The sequence below is a fragment of the Amycolatopsis sp. NBC_00438 genome, assembly GCF_036026695.1.
GTDB lineage: Bacteria > Actinomycetota > Actinomycetes > Mycobacteriales > Pseudonocardiaceae > Amycolatopsis.
Genome location: NZ_CP107923.1, coordinates 7,871,870 through 7,889,954, shown reverse-complemented (window position 1 = coordinate 7,889,954; position 18,085 = coordinate 7,871,870). Strand labels below are relative to the sequence as shown.

Sequence of the window (18,085 nt, the reverse complement as noted above, 5' to 3'; positions counted from 1 at the left end):
ATGTCGCCCGACAGCATTGCCCTAGGTCAGCCGACCGTCGGCGAGGAAGAGCTCGCCGCCGTCGCCGAAGTCTTCCGCTCCGGCTGGCTGGCCGGGGCCGGTCCCGCGTGCCGCCGTTTCGAGGAACGGTTCGCGCAGGTCACCGGCACCGCGCACGCGCTGACCACCGCGAACTGCGGCTCGGCGCTGTTCCTCGGTCTCAAGGTGCTCGGCGTCCAGCCGGGCGACGAGGTGATCGTCGGCGACTACACCTTCCCGGCGACCGGCCACGCCGTCGTCCAGGCCGGCGCGAAGCCGGTCTTCGCCGACATCCGCCCGGACGTCTTCAGCGCCGACCCGGCGCACATCGAAACCCTGATCACCCCGCGCACGGCCGGCATCCTCGTCGTCGACGTCGCGGGCCAGCCGGGCGACTTCGACGAGTACCGCGCGATCGCCGACAAGCACGGCCTCTGGCTGTTCGAAGACGCCGCGTGCGCCGCCGGCGCGACGTACAAGACGCGCCCGGCCGGCAGCCTCGCCGACCTGGCCGCGTTCTCCTTCCACGGCCGCAAGGGCATCACCGCGGGCGAAGGCGGCGCGCTGGTCTCGGACCGCGAAGACCTGATCGCGCACGCCCGCAAGCTCCACACGTACGGCATCGAACCGGCGATCAGCCGCGAAGGCGCCACCTCACTGCCGATCCCGGAGTTCCACGAGCTCGGGTACAACTTCCGCATGTCGGACGTCCAGGCCGCGATCATGAACGTCCAGCTCGACCGCCTGCCCGACCTCCTCGCCGCCCGCCGCTCGGTCGCGAAGCGCTACCACGAGGCTTTCGACGACGTCGGCGCGCTGACCGTCCCCGTCGAGCTGCCCGACCGCGAGCACCCGTGGCAGGCCTACCTGCTCACGGTCGCTCCGGAGATCAGCCGCGACCAGCTGGCCCTGCGCATCCGCGAGCAGGGCGTCCAGTGCAACTTCGGCACCTACGCCTCCCACCTCCAGCCGATCTACGGCCCCCAGACCCCGCTGCCCGTGTCGGCCGACGCGTTCGCGCGTCAGCTCGCCATCCCCATGCACGCCAACCTGACGGACGCCGAAGTGGCGCGCGTCGGCGAGGTCGTGCGCGCCGCCGTGCAGTCCCTGTCCTGAAGCCACCGACCGAGGAGAATTTGGTGTCCGAGAAGAAGGTCCTGTTCACGGGGGCCGGTGGGTTCATCGCCGCACACGTAATCCCCTTGCTGATCGAGGGCGGCTACACCGTCCGCATCTTCGACAACATGACCCGCGGCGACCGCGCCCGCGTCAACGAGTTCGTCGCCACCGGCAAGGTCGAGCTGGTCGAGAAGGACGTCCGCTACGGCGGCGCGGTGCGCGAGGCGATGCGCGGCTGCACCCACGTCATCCACTTCGCCACGGTCTCGATCAACAAGTCGATCGCCGACCCGCACGAGTCGTTCGACATCAACATGACCGGTAACCACAACGTGTTCGCCGCGGCCGCCGACGAAGGCGTCGAGCGGCTGGTGTTCGCGTCGACCGCGTCGGTCTACGGCGAGCCGAAGCGGCTGCCGATGCACGAGGACGACGAGCTCAAGCCGCTCACGCCGTACTGCATCTCGAAGCGCGCCGGCGAGGACATGCTCGGCTTCTACGAGCGCCAGAAGGGCCTGTCCTGGAACGCGCTGCGGTTCTTCAACGTGTACGGGCCCGGCCAGAAGATCGAGGCGTACTACACCTCGGTGATCAACCACTTCATCCAGCGCCTGCGCGCCGGCCAGCCGCCGATCATCGACGGCCGCGGTGACCAGTCGATGGACTTCGTGCACGTCACCGACCTGGCGCGGGCCGTCGTCGCGGCGCTCGAGTCGGAGCGGGCGAACCTGCCGATCAACATCGGCACCGGCATCGACACGTCGATCGCCGCGCTGGCCAAGATCCTGATCGAGGCTGTCGGCGTCGACGTCGAGCCGCTGTTCAACGAGCGTGACGTGCTGGTCTCGCGGCGCGCCGCCGACATCACCCGCGCCCGCGAGGTGCTCGGCTGGGAGCCGCGGATCACTGTCGAAGAAGGCATGCGACAGCTGGTCAAGGACTCCGAGTGAGTGCCGCCGCGGGCCCTGCCCAAGGACGTGCGATGCGCATCGCGGTGGTCAACAACTTCTTCCCGCCCCGGGTGGGCGGGAGCGCGCACATGTCGGCGTCACTGGCAGCTCAGTTCGTCGAGGAGGGCCACGAGGTCCTGGCGATCACGGCCGCCTACGCCGACGCGCCGGCCGAGGAGGAGCGTGACGGTTACCGCGTCGTGCGTCTCCCCGCGGTGAAGATGCCGCAGGTCGGGCTGTCGATCGACTTCGACATGAGCTTCGCGTCGCCGCGGCCGGGCAACTGGCGGCGGCTGTGGAAGCTGCTGAATGAGTTCAAGCCGGACGCGATCCACCTGCACGGCCAGTTCTTCGACCTGTCGTGGCTGGCCGGGATCTACGCGCGGCGGCGGAACATCCCGGTGCTGCTGACCATCCACACCCTGCTGATCAGCGACAACAAGCTGTACGGCGGCGTGTTTCGCCTGCTCGACGCGGTGCTCGTACGGCCGATCCTCCGCTACATCCGGCCGCGGTACGTCATCCTCGACAAGCTCGGCGTCGACTACTGCGTCGAGCGCTACGGCACCAGCGACGCGAACTCGGAGTACTACCCGATCGCCGTCGACACCGGCCACTTCGCGAAGCCGGTCACGAAGGACGTCCGCGCGGAGCACGAAATCGGCGACGCGCCGCTGATCGTCTCGCTCGGACACGTCATCCCGCTGCGCAACCGCTTGCCGCTCATCGAAGCCTTGCCGTCCATTTTGGACAAACACCCGGGCGTGCGGGTCGTCGTCGTCGGCCGCGTCTACCACGACGCGTTCCTGAGGCGGGCCGCCGAACTGGGCGTCTCCGAGGCGCTGGTCGTCACCGGTGCGGTGCCGAAGGAGGACGTCCCGGCGTACTTCGCGGCGGCCGACATCGTGACGCACGACCTGAACGGCGGCTGCGGCACGGCGTCGCTGGAGGCGATGCTGTCCGGCACGGCGACGATCGCGTCGGTCACCGAGGACAACTACCCGGGCATCGAGCTGCGCAACGGCGAGAACGTGCTGCTGGTCCGCCCGGACGACGCGGAAGCCGTGGCCTCGACGGTCATCGAGCTGCTCGACGACCCGGAGAAGCGCGCGCTGATCGCGCAGCGCGAGAGCGAAATGGTGCGGGCGAACTTCGGCCTCGACGTCGTGGCCGAGGAGCACCTGCGGACCTTCGAGAAACTGGTGTCGGACGCCGATGTTCTTCGATGACGAGCGCAGCCACCGGCTGCGTCCGCAGATCCTGACCGAGCTCGTCTCGCAGTACATGAACGACGCCGAGCGGGCGAAGTACTACGGCCTGCCCGAGACGTGCCGCGTGCGCGAGCGCGTCAAGATCATCAGCCCCGAGAACCTGAAGATGGGCGACCACTGCTGGGTCGGCGAAGGCGCGGCGCTCGACGCGAGCGGCGGCCTGGAGATCGGCGAGCACACCAGCATCGGGCTGAACACACTGATCTTCACGCACTCCAGCTGGCTCGCGAACATGACGCTGCAGAACCATTCGGGCAGCGACCTGATCGAGCGCAAGCCGGTGAAGATCGGCAAGGGCTGTTTCATCGGCGGCCTGGTGGTCATCATGGCGGGCGTGACGATCGGCGACTTCGCCACGGTCCAGCCGAACTCGGTGGTGGCCAAGGACGTCCCGCCGCGGACGCTGGTCGCGGGCAACCCGGCCCGGGTCTTCCAGCGCTACGACGAGGACTACATCCAGTCCGAAGTGGACCGGGTCCGCGCGGACAACGCCCGCCGCCGCGAGATCGCGGAGTCACAAGGGCAGAACACTTCGGGCTGGGGAGCACCATCGGGCGACTACTCGGAGCAGTAGCTTTCCGGCAGTCTGACGTGCGAAGATGACGTCCAGTAACTGCGGCGAGGAGAAGGCGATGAGTGTCATGGAGTGGCCTCACCACCTCTTGTCCCTTGAAGACTGGATCGATCTGCCGGAAACCCCGGAGTACCAGGTCGAAGCGGTCGAAGGGGTTCTTGTCGTGGCGCCGCGTCCGATGCCATTCCACCAGCTCGCCCTTACCCGGCTGGGCTACTTGATCAACGAGCAGCTCCCGGATGAGTACTGTGCGCTGAGCGAAGTCGAAGCAGTCATCGCCGAAGCACCGCTGACCGTCCGGGTGCCCGATGTGCTGGTGGCCCCGGCGGCGCTGGTGGCGACGAACCCGGCTCGGCTCGATGCCGCTGACGTGCAGCTGGTGATCGAGGTGCTGTCCGAGGGCACCAGGCGGACCGACCAGGTCACGAAGTTCTCCGAGTACGCGGAAGCCGGGATCGCGCACTACTGGATCGTCGACCTCGACCCGCCGATCAGCATGATCACCTACCGGCTGGTCGACGAAGACTACGAGAACTTCGGTGAACAGTCCGGCATCGCCGAACTCGACTTCGGCGGCCATCCGTTGACCATCGACCTGAACGCACTCACCACCCGGCGAGCCCAGCGCCCCTAGAGCCGGTCCGCCAGGAGCTTTCCGAGGGTGGCGTAGGTGTCCTCGCCGACCGAGACGTAGAGGTTCAGCTCGGCGGTCCGCAGCTCACCGTGGCTGTGCTTCGCGACCGCCAGCTCGGTGCCGCCGTCCTGACCCGTCGACTCGCAGTGCAGCGCGGCCTCACCCGCGCCCGGCACCATGACCGCGTTCCTGCACTCCGACTTCACTCCCGCGACGAACCGGGCCACCGAGGTGTCCGGGCCGACGAACAAGGAGGCGGTCTGGCCGCCGCCGTATTCGCACACGAGCGCGGTGCCGACCTTCGTCCGGAGCGGCTCGGTTTCCTTCGCGCCGCCGCTGACGGAGTGGCCGATCGCCTGGATGAGTTCGTCGGAGCTCAGGAACGGGCACGCCGCGCTCAGCTTCGCCGGTGAGGTGGCCGGGGTGAAGGTCGGCGCCGTCGGCTTCGGCTTGCTCGTCGAAGTGGATGACGGCAGCGCCGGCGTGGTCGCCGGCGCCGCCGTCGTGGAGCCGCTCGTACACGCTGTGACGCAGGTCAGCAGGCATGCGGCGGCGAAGATTCCCCCCAAGAGGCGCACCGACGTCAATCTAGCGCCCGGTCACCGAGCGCAGGATATCGGTTACGCAACGTTTCAGCCGTGGCCGACACCCGTGTTGCCCGTCGGGAGCTTGTTGCCCGCCGCGTCGTACGCGCGCAGGCGGCCCGGATCGGCCGCGGAGTCGAACCAGAACACCACCACGTTCGGGTCCTCGCTCCACGTCGCCTGGTGCGCGACCACGCCGCCGGTGGAGGTGATCTTCGCGGCCGGGCCCGCGTAGTAGCCGAAGCTCGGCACGTCGTGGCCGTCCAGGTTCGCGCCCCCGGTCACCGAATGGAAGCCCGGGGCCTTGTCGCGGCCCGCGAACTCGTTGGCGACGATCAAGTCCGTCAGCCCGCCCGCCGCGTCGCGGATGCCGCCCATGATGCCGAACGTCGTGTCCGGCAGCCGCGGCTCCCGCAGCTTGACGCCGTAGAAGACCAGCTCGCCGGAACTGTCCCGGAGACCGGTGCCGATTACGTCGCCCAGCACCTCGTGCTCGGGCGCGGCGTCCCGGGTCGGCGGCGGCGAAACCGGCGCGGCCGGCGCCCCGTTTGCCACCGGGGCCGGCTTCGTCTCGGCGTTCGCGCTGGTCAGGAGGCCGGAGGCCGCCAGCGTGCCGCAAGCGGCGACCACAGTACCGGCGATGACGAGGCGTTTCTTCACGGGTTCCCTCCCGGTCGGCAAGATCGTCCACGGGGACTACGGGCGTACGCTCGAAAAGGTTGAGACGCGCCCGCGCAACCTTTCCGGGGCCCGGCCGTCGCTGGGGGCGAAAGGGGTGACGCATGGCGCGCGGCGACGACGAGTTCGCGGACTTCGTGCGCGCTTCCTCGACCCGTCTCACACACGCCGCGTTCCTGCTCACGGGCGACCGGCACCAGGCCGAAGACGCCGCCCAGACCGCCTTCACCCGCACGTACGCGGCGTGGTCGCGGGTCCGCCACAAAGACGCCTACGGATACGCCCGGACCGTCCTGATGAACCACGTCATCGACGGCTGGCGCCGCCCGATCCGCGAGTACGCGACCGAGGAAATGCCCGAGCGGCCGGACCGCGCCGACGTCGACCAGGCCGTCACGCAGCGGGAATGGCTCACGTCGGTGCTGAAGACGCTGACCGCCCGCGAACGCGCCGTCGTCGTGCTGCGGCACTTCTTCGACCTGCCCGAAGCCGACGTGGCGCGCGAACTGGGCGTTTCGCTGGGTACCGTGAAGAGCACGAATTCGCGGGCCCTGGCCAAGCTGCGGATCAAAGCGGGCACCGAAGACACGCTGATCGGGGGGAGCGGGCGATGAACGACCTCGACGACTTCCGCGCCGCCCTCCGGCAACCGCCGGCCGAGCCCTTCGCCGAGCCGGACCTGAGCAGGATCATGGCCGAGGGCACCCGTCTCCGACGTCGCCGCCGCGTGCTGACGACCACCGGCGGGCTCGCCGCCGCGGCCGTCGTCGTGCTGGTGGTCGTGTTCGCCCTCCAGCTCCGGCAGCCGTCACCGGCGCCGGTCGCGCGACCGCCGGCGCCCACGGCGGCATCGTCGGTCCCGCCGCCGACGACCGCCGACACGCCTCCGCCCGAGCCCCTGGGCGAAGTCGTGGGCACCGGTATCCGCACCGCGGCCGGGGAGATCGTGATCTTCGCGAAGGCGGTCGACGACCCGCAGCTCTTCCCGGACATCCACTTCGGACTGGTCGCCGGCTTCCGCAGCGGCGAGAACCTGGAACCCGTGCTGGCCACCAACGAGTTCCGCGGCTCCGACCGCTCGTTCGGCTTCCACGCCACCGACGGCGGCGAGGTGCTGAACGACCAGACCATCCCGGTGTTCGGCTACTTCGCCGGCCAGGCCGCGAGCATCACCACGACGGTCCGCGGCAAGACGGTCCAGGCGAACCTGGCGAAGTGGAGCAAGGACCCGAACGTGGTCATCTTCTGGTTCGACCCGGTCGCGGTCCCGGATTCGGCTTCGCTGACGCCGCTGATCGCCTACGACAGCAAGGGAAGCCGGCTCACCAAGTAGCCCACCTCGCCGTGTTGGTCACTCCGGTCAAGCACTGAGCACCGGCGCCGGGAAGCCGGCCTGGACGACTTGGCCCAGTGCGCCGTGCTGACCGGAGTGGCCAACACGGCGGCGGGGAGCGTCAGGCTGCGGCCTGCGTGAGGACCTGCTCGACGACGTGGTGCGACGGCAGGATCAGGTCGCGCTCGGTGTCGGCGTCGATCTTGCCTTCCAGCAGGTCGCAGAACCGGTCCAGCTGCGTCGCCAGCGGCTCGCGCGCGGTGATCAGCTCCGGGATCTCGATGACCGTCTGCTGCCGGTAGCCGAGGCCGTCCGGGGTGACCGAGTCGTGCGAGATGTGCCGGTAGATGGTGACGTCGCGGCGCAGCAGGTCGATCTCGATCAGCCGGTCCAGTTCGGACACCACCAGCGAGCGGACCTTCTTCTGCCCCAAGCGGGACGCCGACACCGTGGCCAGGCCGGTCGGGAACGACAGCACCGTCTCGATGGTGTCCTCCGCGCCCGCCACCGACGACGGGTGGAAGTAGCCCGCGCCGGACGTCACGCGCGCCGGCGTCGCGCCGCCGAAGAACTGGATCGCCAGGTCGACGTCGTGCACCAGCAGGTCCCACGCGACGCCGGTCTTGATGCGCGGCGCGTACGGGCCGTGGCGGCGGGCCATCAGGTGGATCGGCTCCTGCACCAGCGCCCGCGCGGTCATCACCGCGGGGTTGTAGCGCTCGAGCAGCCCGCACATCAGCGCGACGCCCTGCTTCTTCGACAGCGCCACGATTTCCTGCGACTTCTCGAAGCTGTTGCACACCGGCTTCTCGACCAGCATCGGCGTGCCCTGGCCGAGGATCTCCTGCGCCAGGTCGTAGTGCACCTCGGTGGCCGAGGCCAGCACGACGGCGTCCACATCGGACAGTGAGCCGATCTCCGGCGTCCACTTCGTCTCGTAGCGCTCGGCGACGGCCTTGCCGGCCTCCTCGCGCGGATCGATCACGCGGACCAGGTCGACGCGTTCGTTGGCGGCGAGCACGCGGGCGTGCAGGGAACCCATGTTCCCGGTCCCGACAAGAGCGATCCGATGCGTCATGCGCCCAGTACCTCGCGAACGGTTTCGATGATGGTGTCCAGCTGGGACTCGGTCAGGTGCGGGTGCACCGGCAGTGAAAGCGCCTGCTCCGAAACGGCTTTCGCGACCGGGAAGTCCTCGACGCGCGCGCCCGGGATCAGGTCGTGGCCGCGGTAGCAGTCGTAGTCGAAGACGATCTTCGGGTAGTAGATCCCGTTGCCGATGCCGCGTTCGGTCAGCGCCGCGGCCAGCTCGTCGCGCGAGAGGAACGCGTGCGGCCCGACCAGCACGGTGTACTGGTGCCACACGTGCTCGCGGCCCGGCAGCACCTGCGGGACGTCCAGGCCCGGGGTGCCCGCGAGGCCCTCCGAGAGCCGCTTCGCGTTCGCCTGGCGGGCGGCGGTCAGCTGGTCGAGCTTCTCCAGCTGCGGGATGCCGACGGCGGCGTGCAGGTCGGTCATCCGGTAGTTGTGGCCGGCGACCTCGTACTGGTAGCGGGCGCGCATGCCCTGGTTGCGCAGCACGCGCAGCTTGTCGGCCAGCGCGTCGTCGTCCGTCGTGATGACGCCGCCCTCGGCGGTGGTGATGTTCTTCGTCGCGTACAGCGAGAAGCAGCCGATGCCGAACGAGCCGGCCTGCTTGCCCTCGAACGACGCGCCGACGGCCTGCGCCGAGTCCTCGATCACCTTCAGGCCGTGCTCGGCCGCGAGCGGGGCGAGCTTGCCCATGTCCGCGGTCTGGCCGTAGAGGTGCACCGGCATGAGGACCTTGGTGCGAGCCGTCACGGCCTTGGCGACGGCGTCGGGGTCGATCGCGAAGTCGTCGCGCCGGATGTCGGCGAAGCGGACGGTCGCGCCGGCTTCGAGGATCGCGTTCAGCGTCGCGACGAAGGTGAACGGCGACGTGACGACCTCGTCGCCCGGCTTCAGGTCGAGGACCTGGAGCGCGGCGACCAGTGCCGTCGTCCCGTTGTTGACCGCGATCGCGTGCTTCGTCCCGGAGACCGCCGCGAAGGCGTCTTCGAAGCGCTTGACCATCGGTCCCTGTGCGATGGCGCCGGAACGCAGGACCTCGACGACGAGGTCCTCCGCGTCGCGGACGTCGACCACGGTGATGGGGATCATGGGCAGTCTCTCTCGGCAGGCGATTTCGACGCGTCCGGTACAGTGAGCCGCCGGTTCTGCGCCCGGCCGCCCTGCATGAACGCGGGCCTCACGTTACCGGGCGCGGTAGCACGCCCAGTACCCAGCCGCCGACGAACGGACACCCGACCCGTGGCCAACCGCATCCACCCGACCGCCGTCCTCGGCGAAGGCGTCGAACTCGGCGAGGACAACGTGATCGGCCCGTTCACGGTGATCGCCGGTCCGGCGCGGATCGGGGACGGCAACTGGATCGGCCCGCACGTGACGATCGGCACGCCCGGTGAGGACCGCGGCCGCCCCCACCCGGCGGCCTGGGACGAGGCGCCGACCGGTGACCCGGATCACGACGGCCACGGCGTCGTCATCGGCAGCCGCAACAAGATCCGCGAGTACGTGAGCGTCCACCAGGGCACCTGGCGCACGACGACGCTGGGCAGCGACGGCTACTACCTGCGCGGCTCCCACATCGCGCACGACTGCCTGGTCGGCGACGCCGTCACCATCGCGTCCAACGTCGTCACCGGCGGCCACTGCCACATCTGGGACGGCGCGAACCTCGGGATGGGCGCCGTGCTGCACCAGAAGGTCGTGATCGGCCCCGGTGCGATGGTCGGGATGGGCTCGGCGGTCCGCCGCGAGATCGGCGCGTTCACCATCGCCGTCGGCAACCCGGCCCGGGTCACCGGCGTCAACGTGGTGGGCCTGTCGCGCCGCGGCCTCGACGAGGCGACCATCGAAGCGCTCGGGCCGTGGCTGAAGGGTAAGGAAGGTCTCCCGGACGACACCCTGCCTGGCGACCTCTCTACCTTGGTAAAGGCGTGGGACGCCCGCCCGCGCGAAGAGCACTAGGAGTCATGGCTATGTCGGTTGCCCCCAAGCTGCGCGAGGTCTTCGTCGAGGCGCTGGACCTCGACACGGACGTGGACGTCGAGAACCTGAAGTACCGCGACCTCGAGGCGTGGGACTCCGTCGGCCACATGGCGCTGGTCGCGGCCATCGAGGACGAGTTCGACGTCGAGTTCGACACCGACCAGGTCATCGACATGTCGAGCTTCAAGGTCGCCGTGGACATGGTCACCGAGCTCCAGTCGAAGAATGACTGACCAGTCCCTGTCCGGTCGCGTCGCGCTCGTCACGGGTGGGACGCGGGGGATCGGCCTGGCCACCGTCCGCGCGCTCGCCGAGGCGGGCGCGACGGTGGTGCTCACCGGCCGCGACGAGGCCCGCGCCAAGGAAGCCGCTTCAGCGGCGGGTGCCGCGGCCGGGCTCGCCCTCGACGTCACCGACGCGAAGGCGGTGTCCTCGCTGGTCAGGGGCGTCGCGAAGGAGCACGGCCGGCTCGACATCGTCGTGGCGAACGCCGGGATCATGGAGGACGCGCTCCTCGGGATGATCCGCGAGGAACTCGTCGACACGACCCTGAGCACGAACGTCGCCGGCACGCTGCACACCGTGCAGGCCGCGGCCCGGGCGATGATGCGGAAGAAAACCGGCTCGATCGTGGTGCTCGCCTCGATCGTCGGCAAGTACGGAAGTGCTGGTCAGACGGTGTACGCGGCGTCGAAGGCGGCCGTGGCGAACATCGCGCGCTCGGCGGCGAAGGAGCTCGGCCGGTCCGGGATCCGGGTCAACGCGGTCGCGCCCGGCGTGATCGAAACCGACCTGACCGCGGGCCTGAGCGAGGATGCGAAGGCGGAGAACACCGGCAGGACGCCGCTCGGGCGGCTCGGCCGGGCGGAGGACGTGGCGAACGCGATCCGGTTCCTGGTGAGTGATGAAGCGTCCTTCATCACCGGTCAGGTGCTGGGCGTCGACGGAGGCTTGGTGTTGTGACGCTGTTGGGTGCGGGAGCCCGGCTGGTCGATGTGGCCGGGGGCCGCACGCTGGCGGGCGCGGAACTGTCGGCCGAGGTCGGCCGCCGGATGGAAGAGCTGGCTTCGCTGCCGGTCGGCGTGGTGTTCGCGCGGATGTCGGTCGACCTGCCGAGCGTGCTGACCTACCTGGGCGCGTTCGAGTCCGGCCGGGCGATCGCGCTGATCGACCCGGCGCTCGACGTCGACGTGCTCGCCGGGCTGGTTTCGCGCTTCCGGCCGGCCGCCGTGCTGTCGGCGTCCGGCGAGGCGCCCGCGGGCTACACGACCCGCGGCGACGACTGGATCCGCGACTCCGCGGAGGGTGTCCCGCCGCACCCCGACCTCGCCGTACTGCTCCCGACCAGCGGATCCACCGGCAACCCGAAGCTCGTGCGGCTCTCACGTCAGGCGATCCTGTCGAACGCCGACGCCATCGCGCAGGTGCTGCACATCGACTCCGACGAGGTCGCGCCCACCTGCCTGCCACTGCACTACAGCTACGGCCTGTCGGTGCTGAACTCGCACCTGGTGCGCGACGCGACCGTCGTGATCGAGCCGTCGGGTGTGCTCGGCCGCGGCTTCTGGGACGCGGTGACCACGTACGGCGTGACGTCCCTTTCGGGCGTCCCGTACCACTACGAAATGCTGCGGCGGCTCAAGTTCGACCCCGCGAAGTACCCGACGCTGCGCACGCTGACGCAGGCCGGCGGGAAGCTGCGCGACGAGCTGATCGCCGAGTTCAACGACAAGATGATCGCCGTCGGCGGCCGGATGTACGTGATGTACGGGCAGACCGAGGCGGCGCCGCGGATGACGACGGTGCCCGCCGAACGGCTGGCCGAAAAGCTCGGTTCCGCCGGGCCCGCGCTGCCGGGTGGCAGGTTCGCCGTCCGCCGTGACGACGGGTCGGAGACCACGCACCCGAAAATTGTCGGTGAGGTCGTCTACCGTGGGCCCAATGTGATGCTGGGTTACGCGGACGACGAGTCCGGCCTGGCCAAGGGTGACGAATACGGCGGCGTGCTGGCCACCGGTGACCTCGGGTACCTCGACCAAGACGGGTTCCTGTTCATCACCGGGCGGCTCAAGCGCATCGGCAAGGTCTTCGGCAACCGCGTCAGCCTCGACGATCTCGAGCAGGCCGTCCGCACCGCGGCGGTGGGGATCGACGTCGTGGCGGCGGTGCCCGCCGGCGACAAGGTCGTGCTGTTCGCCGAGGGCGTCGACAAGGACATCTGCAAGGACGCGTCGAAGGCGCTGTCCGAGCGGCTGCACCTGCACACGAGCGGGTTCGACGTGCGCCCGATCGACACCGTGCCGCTGCTGGCCAGCGGCAAGATCGACTACCGGTCGTTGGAGGCGAAGGTATGAGCGAGCTTGCGAGTGAATCATTCAACACAGCGCTGGCCGCTCAGGCCGACCTGAGCGTCAGCGAGGTCGGCGCATGAGTGTGTTCACTCGGTCGCAGGCTGACCGGGAGGCGTTGCTGCTGCCCGAGCTCGCCGCCCTGACCGCACACCACCGGGCGAGTTCCGAAGGCTACGAACGGATCCTGTCGTCGCTGGGAATCGCGCCGGACGCGTCTTTTGCGTCGATCGCCGACCTGCCGTGGCTGCCGGTGCGGATGTTCAAGACGCACGACCTGAAGTCGGTCCCGGACAGCGAGGTCTTCAAGACGCTGACGTCGTCGGGCACCACCGGCGCCGGCGCGTCGCGGATCTACCTCGACAAGGAGGCGGCGGGCGCGCAGACCAAGCAGCTCGGCGCGACCCTGCAGGAGGTCCTCGGCGGCGAGCGGCTGCCGATGCTGATGGTCGACACCATCGGCATCATCAAGAACCGCCGCTCGTTCTCCGCGCGCGGCGCGGGCGTGCTGGGCATGGCCAACTTCGGCCGCAAGCACACCTACGTGCTCGACGAGAACGACAAGCCGGACGTCGAAGCCGTCAAGAAGTTCCTGGCCGAGTACGGTGGCAAGCCGTTCCTGATCTTCGGCTTCACGTTCATGGTCTGGCAGTACCTGTACGAGGTCGCCCGGGAGAACAAGCTCGACCTGTCGAACGGCATCCTCGTCCACTCCGGTGGCTGGAAGAAGCTGATCGACCGCGCGGTCGACAACACCGAATTCCGGCGCCGGTTCAAGGAGGACACCGGGCTCACCCGGATCCACAACTACTACGGGATGATCGAGCAGATCGGCACGGTGTTCCTCGAAGGCCCGTCCGGGAACTCGCTGTACTGCCCGGACTTCGCCGACGTCGTGATCCGGAACCCGGAGACCTGGGCAGAGCAGCCGGTCGGCGAGCCGGGTGTAATCGAGGTCGTCTCGACGCTGCCGCGGTCCTATCCCGGGCACGTGCTGCTCACCGAAGATCTCGGGGTCTACAACGGGATCGACGACGGCGACTGGCCGGGTAAGCACTTCTCCGTCCTCGGGCGGCTGCCGAAGGCCGAGGCCCGCGGCTGCTCGGACACGTTCTCGGGAGCGGCGGCGTGAGCACTTCCCTGACCCAGCGTTTCCCCGCTGCTCCCGATGTTCCGGTGAGCGACCTGGTCTCCGAGCTGCGGGCCGAGCCGCCGGGCGGCCGGCTGCGGGTCGGTGACCCGCGGGTCGTCGAGTTCGTCACGAAGTTCGCCCGCAAGCTGCTGGCCCCGGCCACGGCGCGCCGGTTCCCGGAGCTGGCGTCCCTCGGTTTCTTCCTGCGCAAGGGCGAGATCGCCAAGGCGCTGTCCACTTTGGACACTTCGGCCGGTTCTTTGCGGTTCCCGCGCGGGCTCGTGTTCCACGTGCCGCCGGCGAACGTCGACACGATCTTCGTCTACTCGTGGGCGTTGTCCGCCCTGGCGGGCAACCACAACGTCGTGCGGGTGTCGTCGCGCTCGGCCGGTGCCGCCGAGGCGGTGCTGGACGCGCTGAACGCCGCACTGTCCGAAGTGGACCCGGACACCGCGGCGGCGATCACGGCGACCCAGCGGATGGTCACCTACGACCGCAGCGACGAGGTGAGCGGCGCTCTGTCGCTGGCCGCCGACCTGCGCGTCATCTGGGGCGGCGACAGTTCGGTCGCGGCCCTGCGGCAGTACCCGCTGGCCCCGCACGCGCGTGACCTGACGTTCCCGGACCGCTCGTCGTTCGCCGTCGCCTCGGTGGCGGGCTGGCAGCGAGCGTCCGAAACCGAGCGCCGCGCGGCCGCCGAGGGCTTCTACAACGACTCGTACTGGTTCGACCAGGCCGCCTGCTCGTCCCCGCGCGCAGTGTTCTGGGTCGGCGACGACGAGGGCGCGCGTGTCGCGGGCCAGGAGTTCCGCACGCTGCTGGCGCAGGTGCTCGTGACGAAGCAGCACGTCACCGAGCCGGCGATGGCGGTCCAGAAGCGCGTCTCGGCGTACGGCGCGGCGGTCGACGGCTTGGTCAAGGAAATCGCGTTCGAGGGCAACGGCCTGGCCACTTTGGAGCTGACCGACTCGGCGGTCATGCCGCGCGAGTGGCTCGGCGCCGGCACGTTCGCGAACGCGTGCGTCGCGTCGCTGTCCGATCTGGTCCCGATCGTGCTGCGCAAGGACCAGACGGTCGGCCAGTTCGGCTTTACCACGGAAGAGCTCACGGCGTTCGCCCACGAACTGGCCGGTCGCGGAGTCGACCGGATCGTGCCGTTCGGCTCCGCCCTGACGTTCTCCGCGGTCTGGGACGGTTACGATCTGCTGGCCGAGTTCAGCCGCCTGGTCACCGTGCAGGCCTGAGGAGATGCGTCGATGACGACACTGGAGTCGCCGGAGTGGGAGACGCCGGCTGCCAAAAAGCAGCCGAAGTCCACCAAGGCGAAGATCCTCGACGTCGTCAGGTGGGTCGCGATCCTGCTGGTCATCGGCTTCGCGGCCAAGCAGCTCGCGTCGAACTGGGGCGAGTTCTGGCGCACCTTGCACGACGTCGCGTGGGAGTCGTCACTGCTGAGCCTGGTGGCCCTGGTCGCGGCGATCATGGTGTCCACCTGGGGCTGGCAGGTGATGGTCGATGACCTGGGCAAGCCGATCGGCTACGCCCGCGGCGCCCAGATCTGCCTGGTCGGCTCGCTCGGCAAGTACGTGCCGGGCTCGGTCTGGGCGTACCTGCTGCAGATGGAGCTGGGCCGCAAAGCGGGCCTGGCCCGCGCCAGGATCTTCACCGGTTCGCTGATCCAGCTCGGCGTCGGCATCGTGTCGGCGCTGGTGGTGTCGCTGCTGGCGGCCCCGGCGGTGTTCAGCAACAGCCCGCGCGCCCTGTGGCTGTTCGTGCTGATCCCGGTCGGCCTGGCGATGCTGCATCCGAAGATCCTGACGTGGGGCACGTCGCTGGTGCTGCGCGTGCTGCGCCGCCCGCCGCTGCAGCACCCGCTGAGCTGGCGAGTGGTGGGCAAGGTCTTCGGCGCCTCGACGGTGGCGTGGTGCCTGCAGGGCGTCCACCTGTGGCTCCTGGCGAACTCGGTCGGCACCCCCGGCTTCAGCGGCTTCATCCTGTGCGTCGGCGCCATGGCGGTGGCGATGACAGTGGGCACGTTCGCGTTCATCCTCCCCAGCGGCGTCGGTGTCCGCGAAGTGGCCCAGGTAGCGGTCCTCACGGCAAGCGGCCTGACGGTCGGCCAGGCCACGGCGTTCGCGGTCGCCTCCCGGGTGATGTTCACGGTCGCCGACCTCCTCACAGCAGGCGGCGCGGCCCTGGCAGCCCGCTCGTTGCGCGGCAAGACCCCCGCAGCCGCCTGACCTGCCGATTCGCTCTTGGCCTGTGGACAACTAGCCCGCCCAAGCCCTCCCGGACGCCCTTCGCGGACACTTTCGTCACCGTGACGTTCACGCGCTTTCCGAGGCTGTCACAGCATTCCACCCCGATTTCCGCCCCATCGGGCACCTGCCCACAGACATGTACCCAAGTTGTCCACAGGTGCTTGTGCACTTGTGGACAACTTCAGGGCCGGAGTCGATAAATCACCGCGTCCGAGTCACTCCAGACCTCCTGCAGGAACGGCTCACCGGCCAGCCCGATCAGCCCCGGCTGGTACGGCTTGCCCGGCTCCGTGGACGGCTTCCCCAAGATCACCCACCGCACGTTGAGCCGCTTCACCGCCGCCCGCACCGCCGGGTCCGTCTCGTAGTCGCGGAACCGGTCCGCCAGCAGCACCGCGTCCGACGGCGGGAGCGTCTCGTCGAAGTGGCCCGCCACCGTTCGGACTCCCGACAGCGCGTACGTCCACGCCGTCCCGTCGAAGCGGTCGTTCATCGCCCACTCGCCCGGCTTGGCCAGCCGCCCGAGTTGCTCCATCGCCGTTGCCTCGCCCGGCGTCACCCGCAGCTTCGAGGGGTCCGCCGCCTGGTAGCCCGCCGCTACCCGGGACCCGTTCGACCGGACGTACAAGCCGTTCGACAGCAGCACGAACCCCAGCAGCACCACCACCGCCACGGCGACCGCCGGGAGCCGGGAGAACCGCGAAGACAGCCAGGCCTGCGTCGAAGCCAAGCCGTGGGCCGCCAGGACGCACAGGGGGACCGCCGCCATCGCGAAAAACCGGTACGGGTCGTCCCACCACGGCCTCGACAGCGCCATCACCAGCGAGGCGTTCGACGACGCCACCGCCATGTACGCCAGGCCCGTCACCGCCGCCGTCAGGCCGATCCAGCGCAGCGCTCCCGCCCTGGCGAAGAACACGATGCCCAGGAACAGCGCCACCGACAGCCAGATCTGCGGGTGCGGCTCCTGGTGCTGGAACCCGAGCAGCGCCCCCAGCGCCGTCGACGCGCGCCACTCGCTCGGCCAGCCGTAGTACGGCACCGCGCTGTTCGCCAGGCCCAGCGCCCCGAACAGCTGCAGCCACGCCACCAGTAGCGCCACCGCCGCGATCGGCAGCAGCGCCAGCAGGTCGCGGCCGATCCGGCGCCAGCCGCCGAGCCAGCGCTGGATCAGCAGCGGGCCGGCGAACAGGATCCCGCCGAACAACGTCGACGAGTGCACGCACAGCAGCCCGACCGCGGCCAGCAGCAGCACCAGCCCGGTGTCGGGCGCGACCCGCTCCAGGTACCGCCGCAGCGCCACCGCGCTCAACGGCGTCAGCGTCAGCCCCAGCGCGAACGGCAGCAGCGGGCCGCGGTCCATCGACTCGTAGACGCCCATCACCGGCGCCACCGCCGTCAGCGCGACCGCGCCGGCCAGCACCGCGCGGCCGCGGAACTCCCGCACCAGCGTCACCAAGGACAGGGCCAGCAAACCCGGCAGCAGCACGGTGTTCGCGTCCAGCACCTCCGGGATCGACGCCCCGCTCAGCCGGTACGTCACGGCCGCCAGCAGGTGGTACGCGTTGGGGTAGAACACCGGCGCCGCGTCGCCGTACCAGTTCACGTGGCCGGTGCCGAACAGGCTGCCGTCGCCGGTGTCGGCGATGTAGCGGACGGCGTTCCCGTGGTACACCGCGTCGAATCCCTGCGGCAGCGCGCCGAGGTGGCCCAGGCCGAGCAGCGTCGCGTAGACGCCGATCGCCGCCGCGAACAGCAGGCACGCCCCCACCGCGACGTGCCCGCGCCGCGCCCACAACCCCGGTTCGGGCTCCGGTGCCCAGCGGCGGACAGTCAGTTTCCGGACACCGAAAGCGATCGCCACGAACACCACGGTCGACACGGCGTAGGTCAGGGGAGTGAACGACAGGCCCACCGCCGCGGTCCACGGTCCGGTCAGCCCGCCGATGGCGTAGCTCAGCAACGGCGTCAGCCCGGCCAGGGCCCAGCCGCGCACGCCCGCCGCGAGCCCGGTCAGGAAGCCCGGGACGGCGATGACGGCAATGGCGACGCAGACGGAGAGCACGCTGGAGACTAAGCCGACAACGGCCGGCCGGAAAGTCCGGGGGACG

Annotated in this window: 19 protein-coding genes; 14 read left to right on the top strand and 5 right to left on the bottom strand. The window is 69.8% G+C overall.

Annotated elements, in window-relative coordinates:
• The 5 genes from OG494_RS35945 to OG494_RS35925 are packed head-to-tail and all read left to right on the top strand — an operon-like array spanning nt 1 to nt 4,566.
• Nucleotides 1-1,134: a DegT/DnrJ/EryC1/StrS family aminotransferase gene (locus OG494_RS35945; protein WP_328446370.1), complete on the top strand. Its 1,134-nt coding sequence runs from the start codon at nt 1-3 to the stop codon at nt 1,132-1,134.
• A gap of 23 nt (nt 1,135-1,157) precedes the next feature.
• Nucleotides 1,158-2,087, top strand: coding sequence for an NAD-dependent epimerase/dehydratase family protein (locus OG494_RS35940; protein WP_328446368.1), 930 nt, complete (start codon nt 1,158-1,160; stop codon nt 2,085-2,087).
• Nucleotides 2,088-2,119: 32 nt separating this feature from the next.
• Nucleotides 2,120-3,316, top strand: coding sequence for a glycosyltransferase family 4 protein (locus OG494_RS35935; RefSeq protein WP_328446366.1), 1,197 nt, complete (start codon nt 2,120-2,122; stop codon nt 3,314-3,316).
• Nucleotides 3,303-3,932 (top strand): acyltransferase, encoded by a 630-nt coding sequence (locus OG494_RS35930; RefSeq protein ID WP_328446364.1) that lies wholly within the window; start codon nt 3,303-3,305, stop codon nt 3,930-3,932. The genes OG494_RS35935 and OG494_RS35930 overlap by 14 nt, the downstream gene beginning before the upstream one ends.
• 58 nt (nt 3,933-3,990) lie before the next feature.
• Complete coding sequence (locus OG494_RS35925) at nt 3,991-4,566, top strand: Uma2 family endonuclease (protein WP_328446362.1); 576 nt, start codon at nt 3,991-3,993, stop codon at nt 4,564-4,566.
• On the opposite strand, the gene OG494_RS35920 is transcribed toward OG494_RS35925, so the two are convergent.
• Together OG494_RS35920 and OG494_RS35915 are read right to left on the bottom strand one after the other, a co-directional pair.
• The gene (locus OG494_RS35920) at nt 4,563-5,144 is read right to left on the bottom strand and encodes a hypothetical protein (protein ID WP_328446360.1); all 582 of its coding nucleotides are present in this window, start codon (nt 5,142-5,144) and stop codon (nt 4,563-4,565) included. The genes OG494_RS35925 and OG494_RS35920 overlap by 4 nt on opposite strands.
• Before the next feature lie 54 nt (nt 5,145-5,198).
• Complete coding sequence (locus OG494_RS35915) at nt 5,199-5,810, bottom strand: hypothetical protein (protein WP_328446358.1); 612 nt, start codon at nt 5,808-5,810, stop codon at nt 5,199-5,201.
• A 122-nt stretch (nt 5,811-5,932) separates the two neighbouring features.
• On the opposite strand from OG494_RS35915, the gene OG494_RS35910 reads away from it, so the two are divergent.
• Together OG494_RS35910 and OG494_RS35905 are read left to right on the top strand one after the other, a co-directional pair.
• The gene (locus OG494_RS35910) at nt 5,933-6,442 is read left to right on the top strand and encodes a SigE family RNA polymerase sigma factor (RefSeq protein ID WP_328446357.1); all 510 of its coding nucleotides are present in this window, start codon (nt 5,933-5,935) and stop codon (nt 6,440-6,442) included.
• A complete protein-coding gene (locus OG494_RS35905) occupies nt 6,439-7,161 on the top strand; it encodes a hypothetical protein (protein ID WP_328446356.1) in 723 nt (240 codons plus the stop codon). Before OG494_RS35910 ends, OG494_RS35905 begins: the two co-directional genes overlap by 4 nt.
• Nucleotides 7,162-7,282: 121 nt before the next feature.
• On the opposite strand, the gene OG494_RS35900 is transcribed toward OG494_RS35905, so the two are convergent.
• Together OG494_RS35900 and OG494_RS35895 are read right to left on the bottom strand one after the other, a co-directional pair.
• Nucleotides 7,283-8,239, bottom strand: a complete 957-nt coding sequence (locus OG494_RS35900; protein WP_328446355.1) for a Gfo/Idh/MocA family protein — start codon at nt 8,237-8,239, stop codon at nt 7,283-7,285.
• Entirely contained in the window at nt 8,236-9,342 is a 1,107-nt protein-coding gene (locus OG494_RS35895) for a DegT/DnrJ/EryC1/StrS family aminotransferase (RefSeq protein ID WP_328446354.1), read from the bottom strand. Before OG494_RS35895 ends, OG494_RS35900 begins: the two co-directional genes overlap by 4 nt.
• A 150-nt stretch (nt 9,343-9,492) precedes the next feature.
• Between OG494_RS35895 and OG494_RS35890 the strand changes: the two genes are divergently transcribed.
• The 7 genes from OG494_RS35890 (at nt 9,493) to OG494_RS35860 (ending at nt 15,953) form a co-directional block, all read left to right on the top strand.
• The gene (locus tag OG494_RS35890) at nt 9,493-10,212 is read left to right on the top strand and encodes a UDP-N-acetylglucosamine acyltransferase (RefSeq protein WP_328446353.1); all 720 of its coding nucleotides are present in this window, start codon (nt 9,493-9,495) and stop codon (nt 10,210-10,212) included.
• Nucleotides 10,213-10,223: 11 nt separating this feature from the next.
• Nucleotides 10,224-10,466 (top strand): acyl carrier protein, encoded by a 243-nt coding sequence (locus OG494_RS35885; RefSeq protein ID WP_328446352.1) that lies wholly within the window; start codon nt 10,224-10,226, stop codon nt 10,464-10,466.
• Entirely contained in the window at nt 10,459-11,196 is a 738-nt protein-coding gene (locus tag OG494_RS35880) for a glucose 1-dehydrogenase (protein WP_328446351.1), read from the top strand. The genes OG494_RS35885 and OG494_RS35880 overlap by 8 nt, the downstream gene beginning before the upstream one ends.
• Nucleotides 11,193-12,587: an AMP-binding protein gene (locus tag OG494_RS35875; protein WP_328446350.1), complete on the top strand. Its 1,395-nt coding sequence runs from the start codon at nt 11,193-11,195 to the stop codon at nt 12,585-12,587. Before OG494_RS35880 ends, OG494_RS35875 begins: the two co-directional genes overlap by 4 nt.
• Before the next feature lie 73 nt (nt 12,588-12,660).
• Nucleotides 12,661-13,713, top strand: a complete 1,053-nt coding sequence (locus OG494_RS35870) for a LuxE/PaaK family acyltransferase (protein WP_328446349.1) — start codon at nt 12,661-12,663, stop codon at nt 13,711-13,713.
• Entirely contained in the window at nt 13,710-14,957 is a 1,248-nt protein-coding gene (locus tag OG494_RS35865) for an acyl-CoA reductase (protein ID WP_328446348.1), read from the top strand. Before OG494_RS35870 ends, OG494_RS35865 begins: the two co-directional genes overlap by 4 nt.
• Before the next feature lie 12 nt (nt 14,958-14,969).
• Nucleotides 14,970-15,953, top strand: coding sequence for a lysylphosphatidylglycerol synthase transmembrane domain-containing protein (locus OG494_RS35860; protein ID WP_328446346.1), 984 nt, complete (start codon nt 14,970-14,972; stop codon nt 15,951-15,953).
• A 202-nt stretch (nt 15,954-16,155) separates the two neighbouring features.
• Here the strand turns inward: OG494_RS35860 and OG494_RS35855 are convergent, their stop codons facing one another.
• Nucleotides 16,156-18,039 (bottom strand): DUF6541 family protein, encoded by a 1,884-nt coding sequence (locus OG494_RS35855; protein ID WP_328446344.1) that lies wholly within the window; start codon nt 18,037-18,039, stop codon nt 16,156-16,158.
• Between the last annotated feature and the right edge of the window lie 46 nt (nt 18,040-18,085).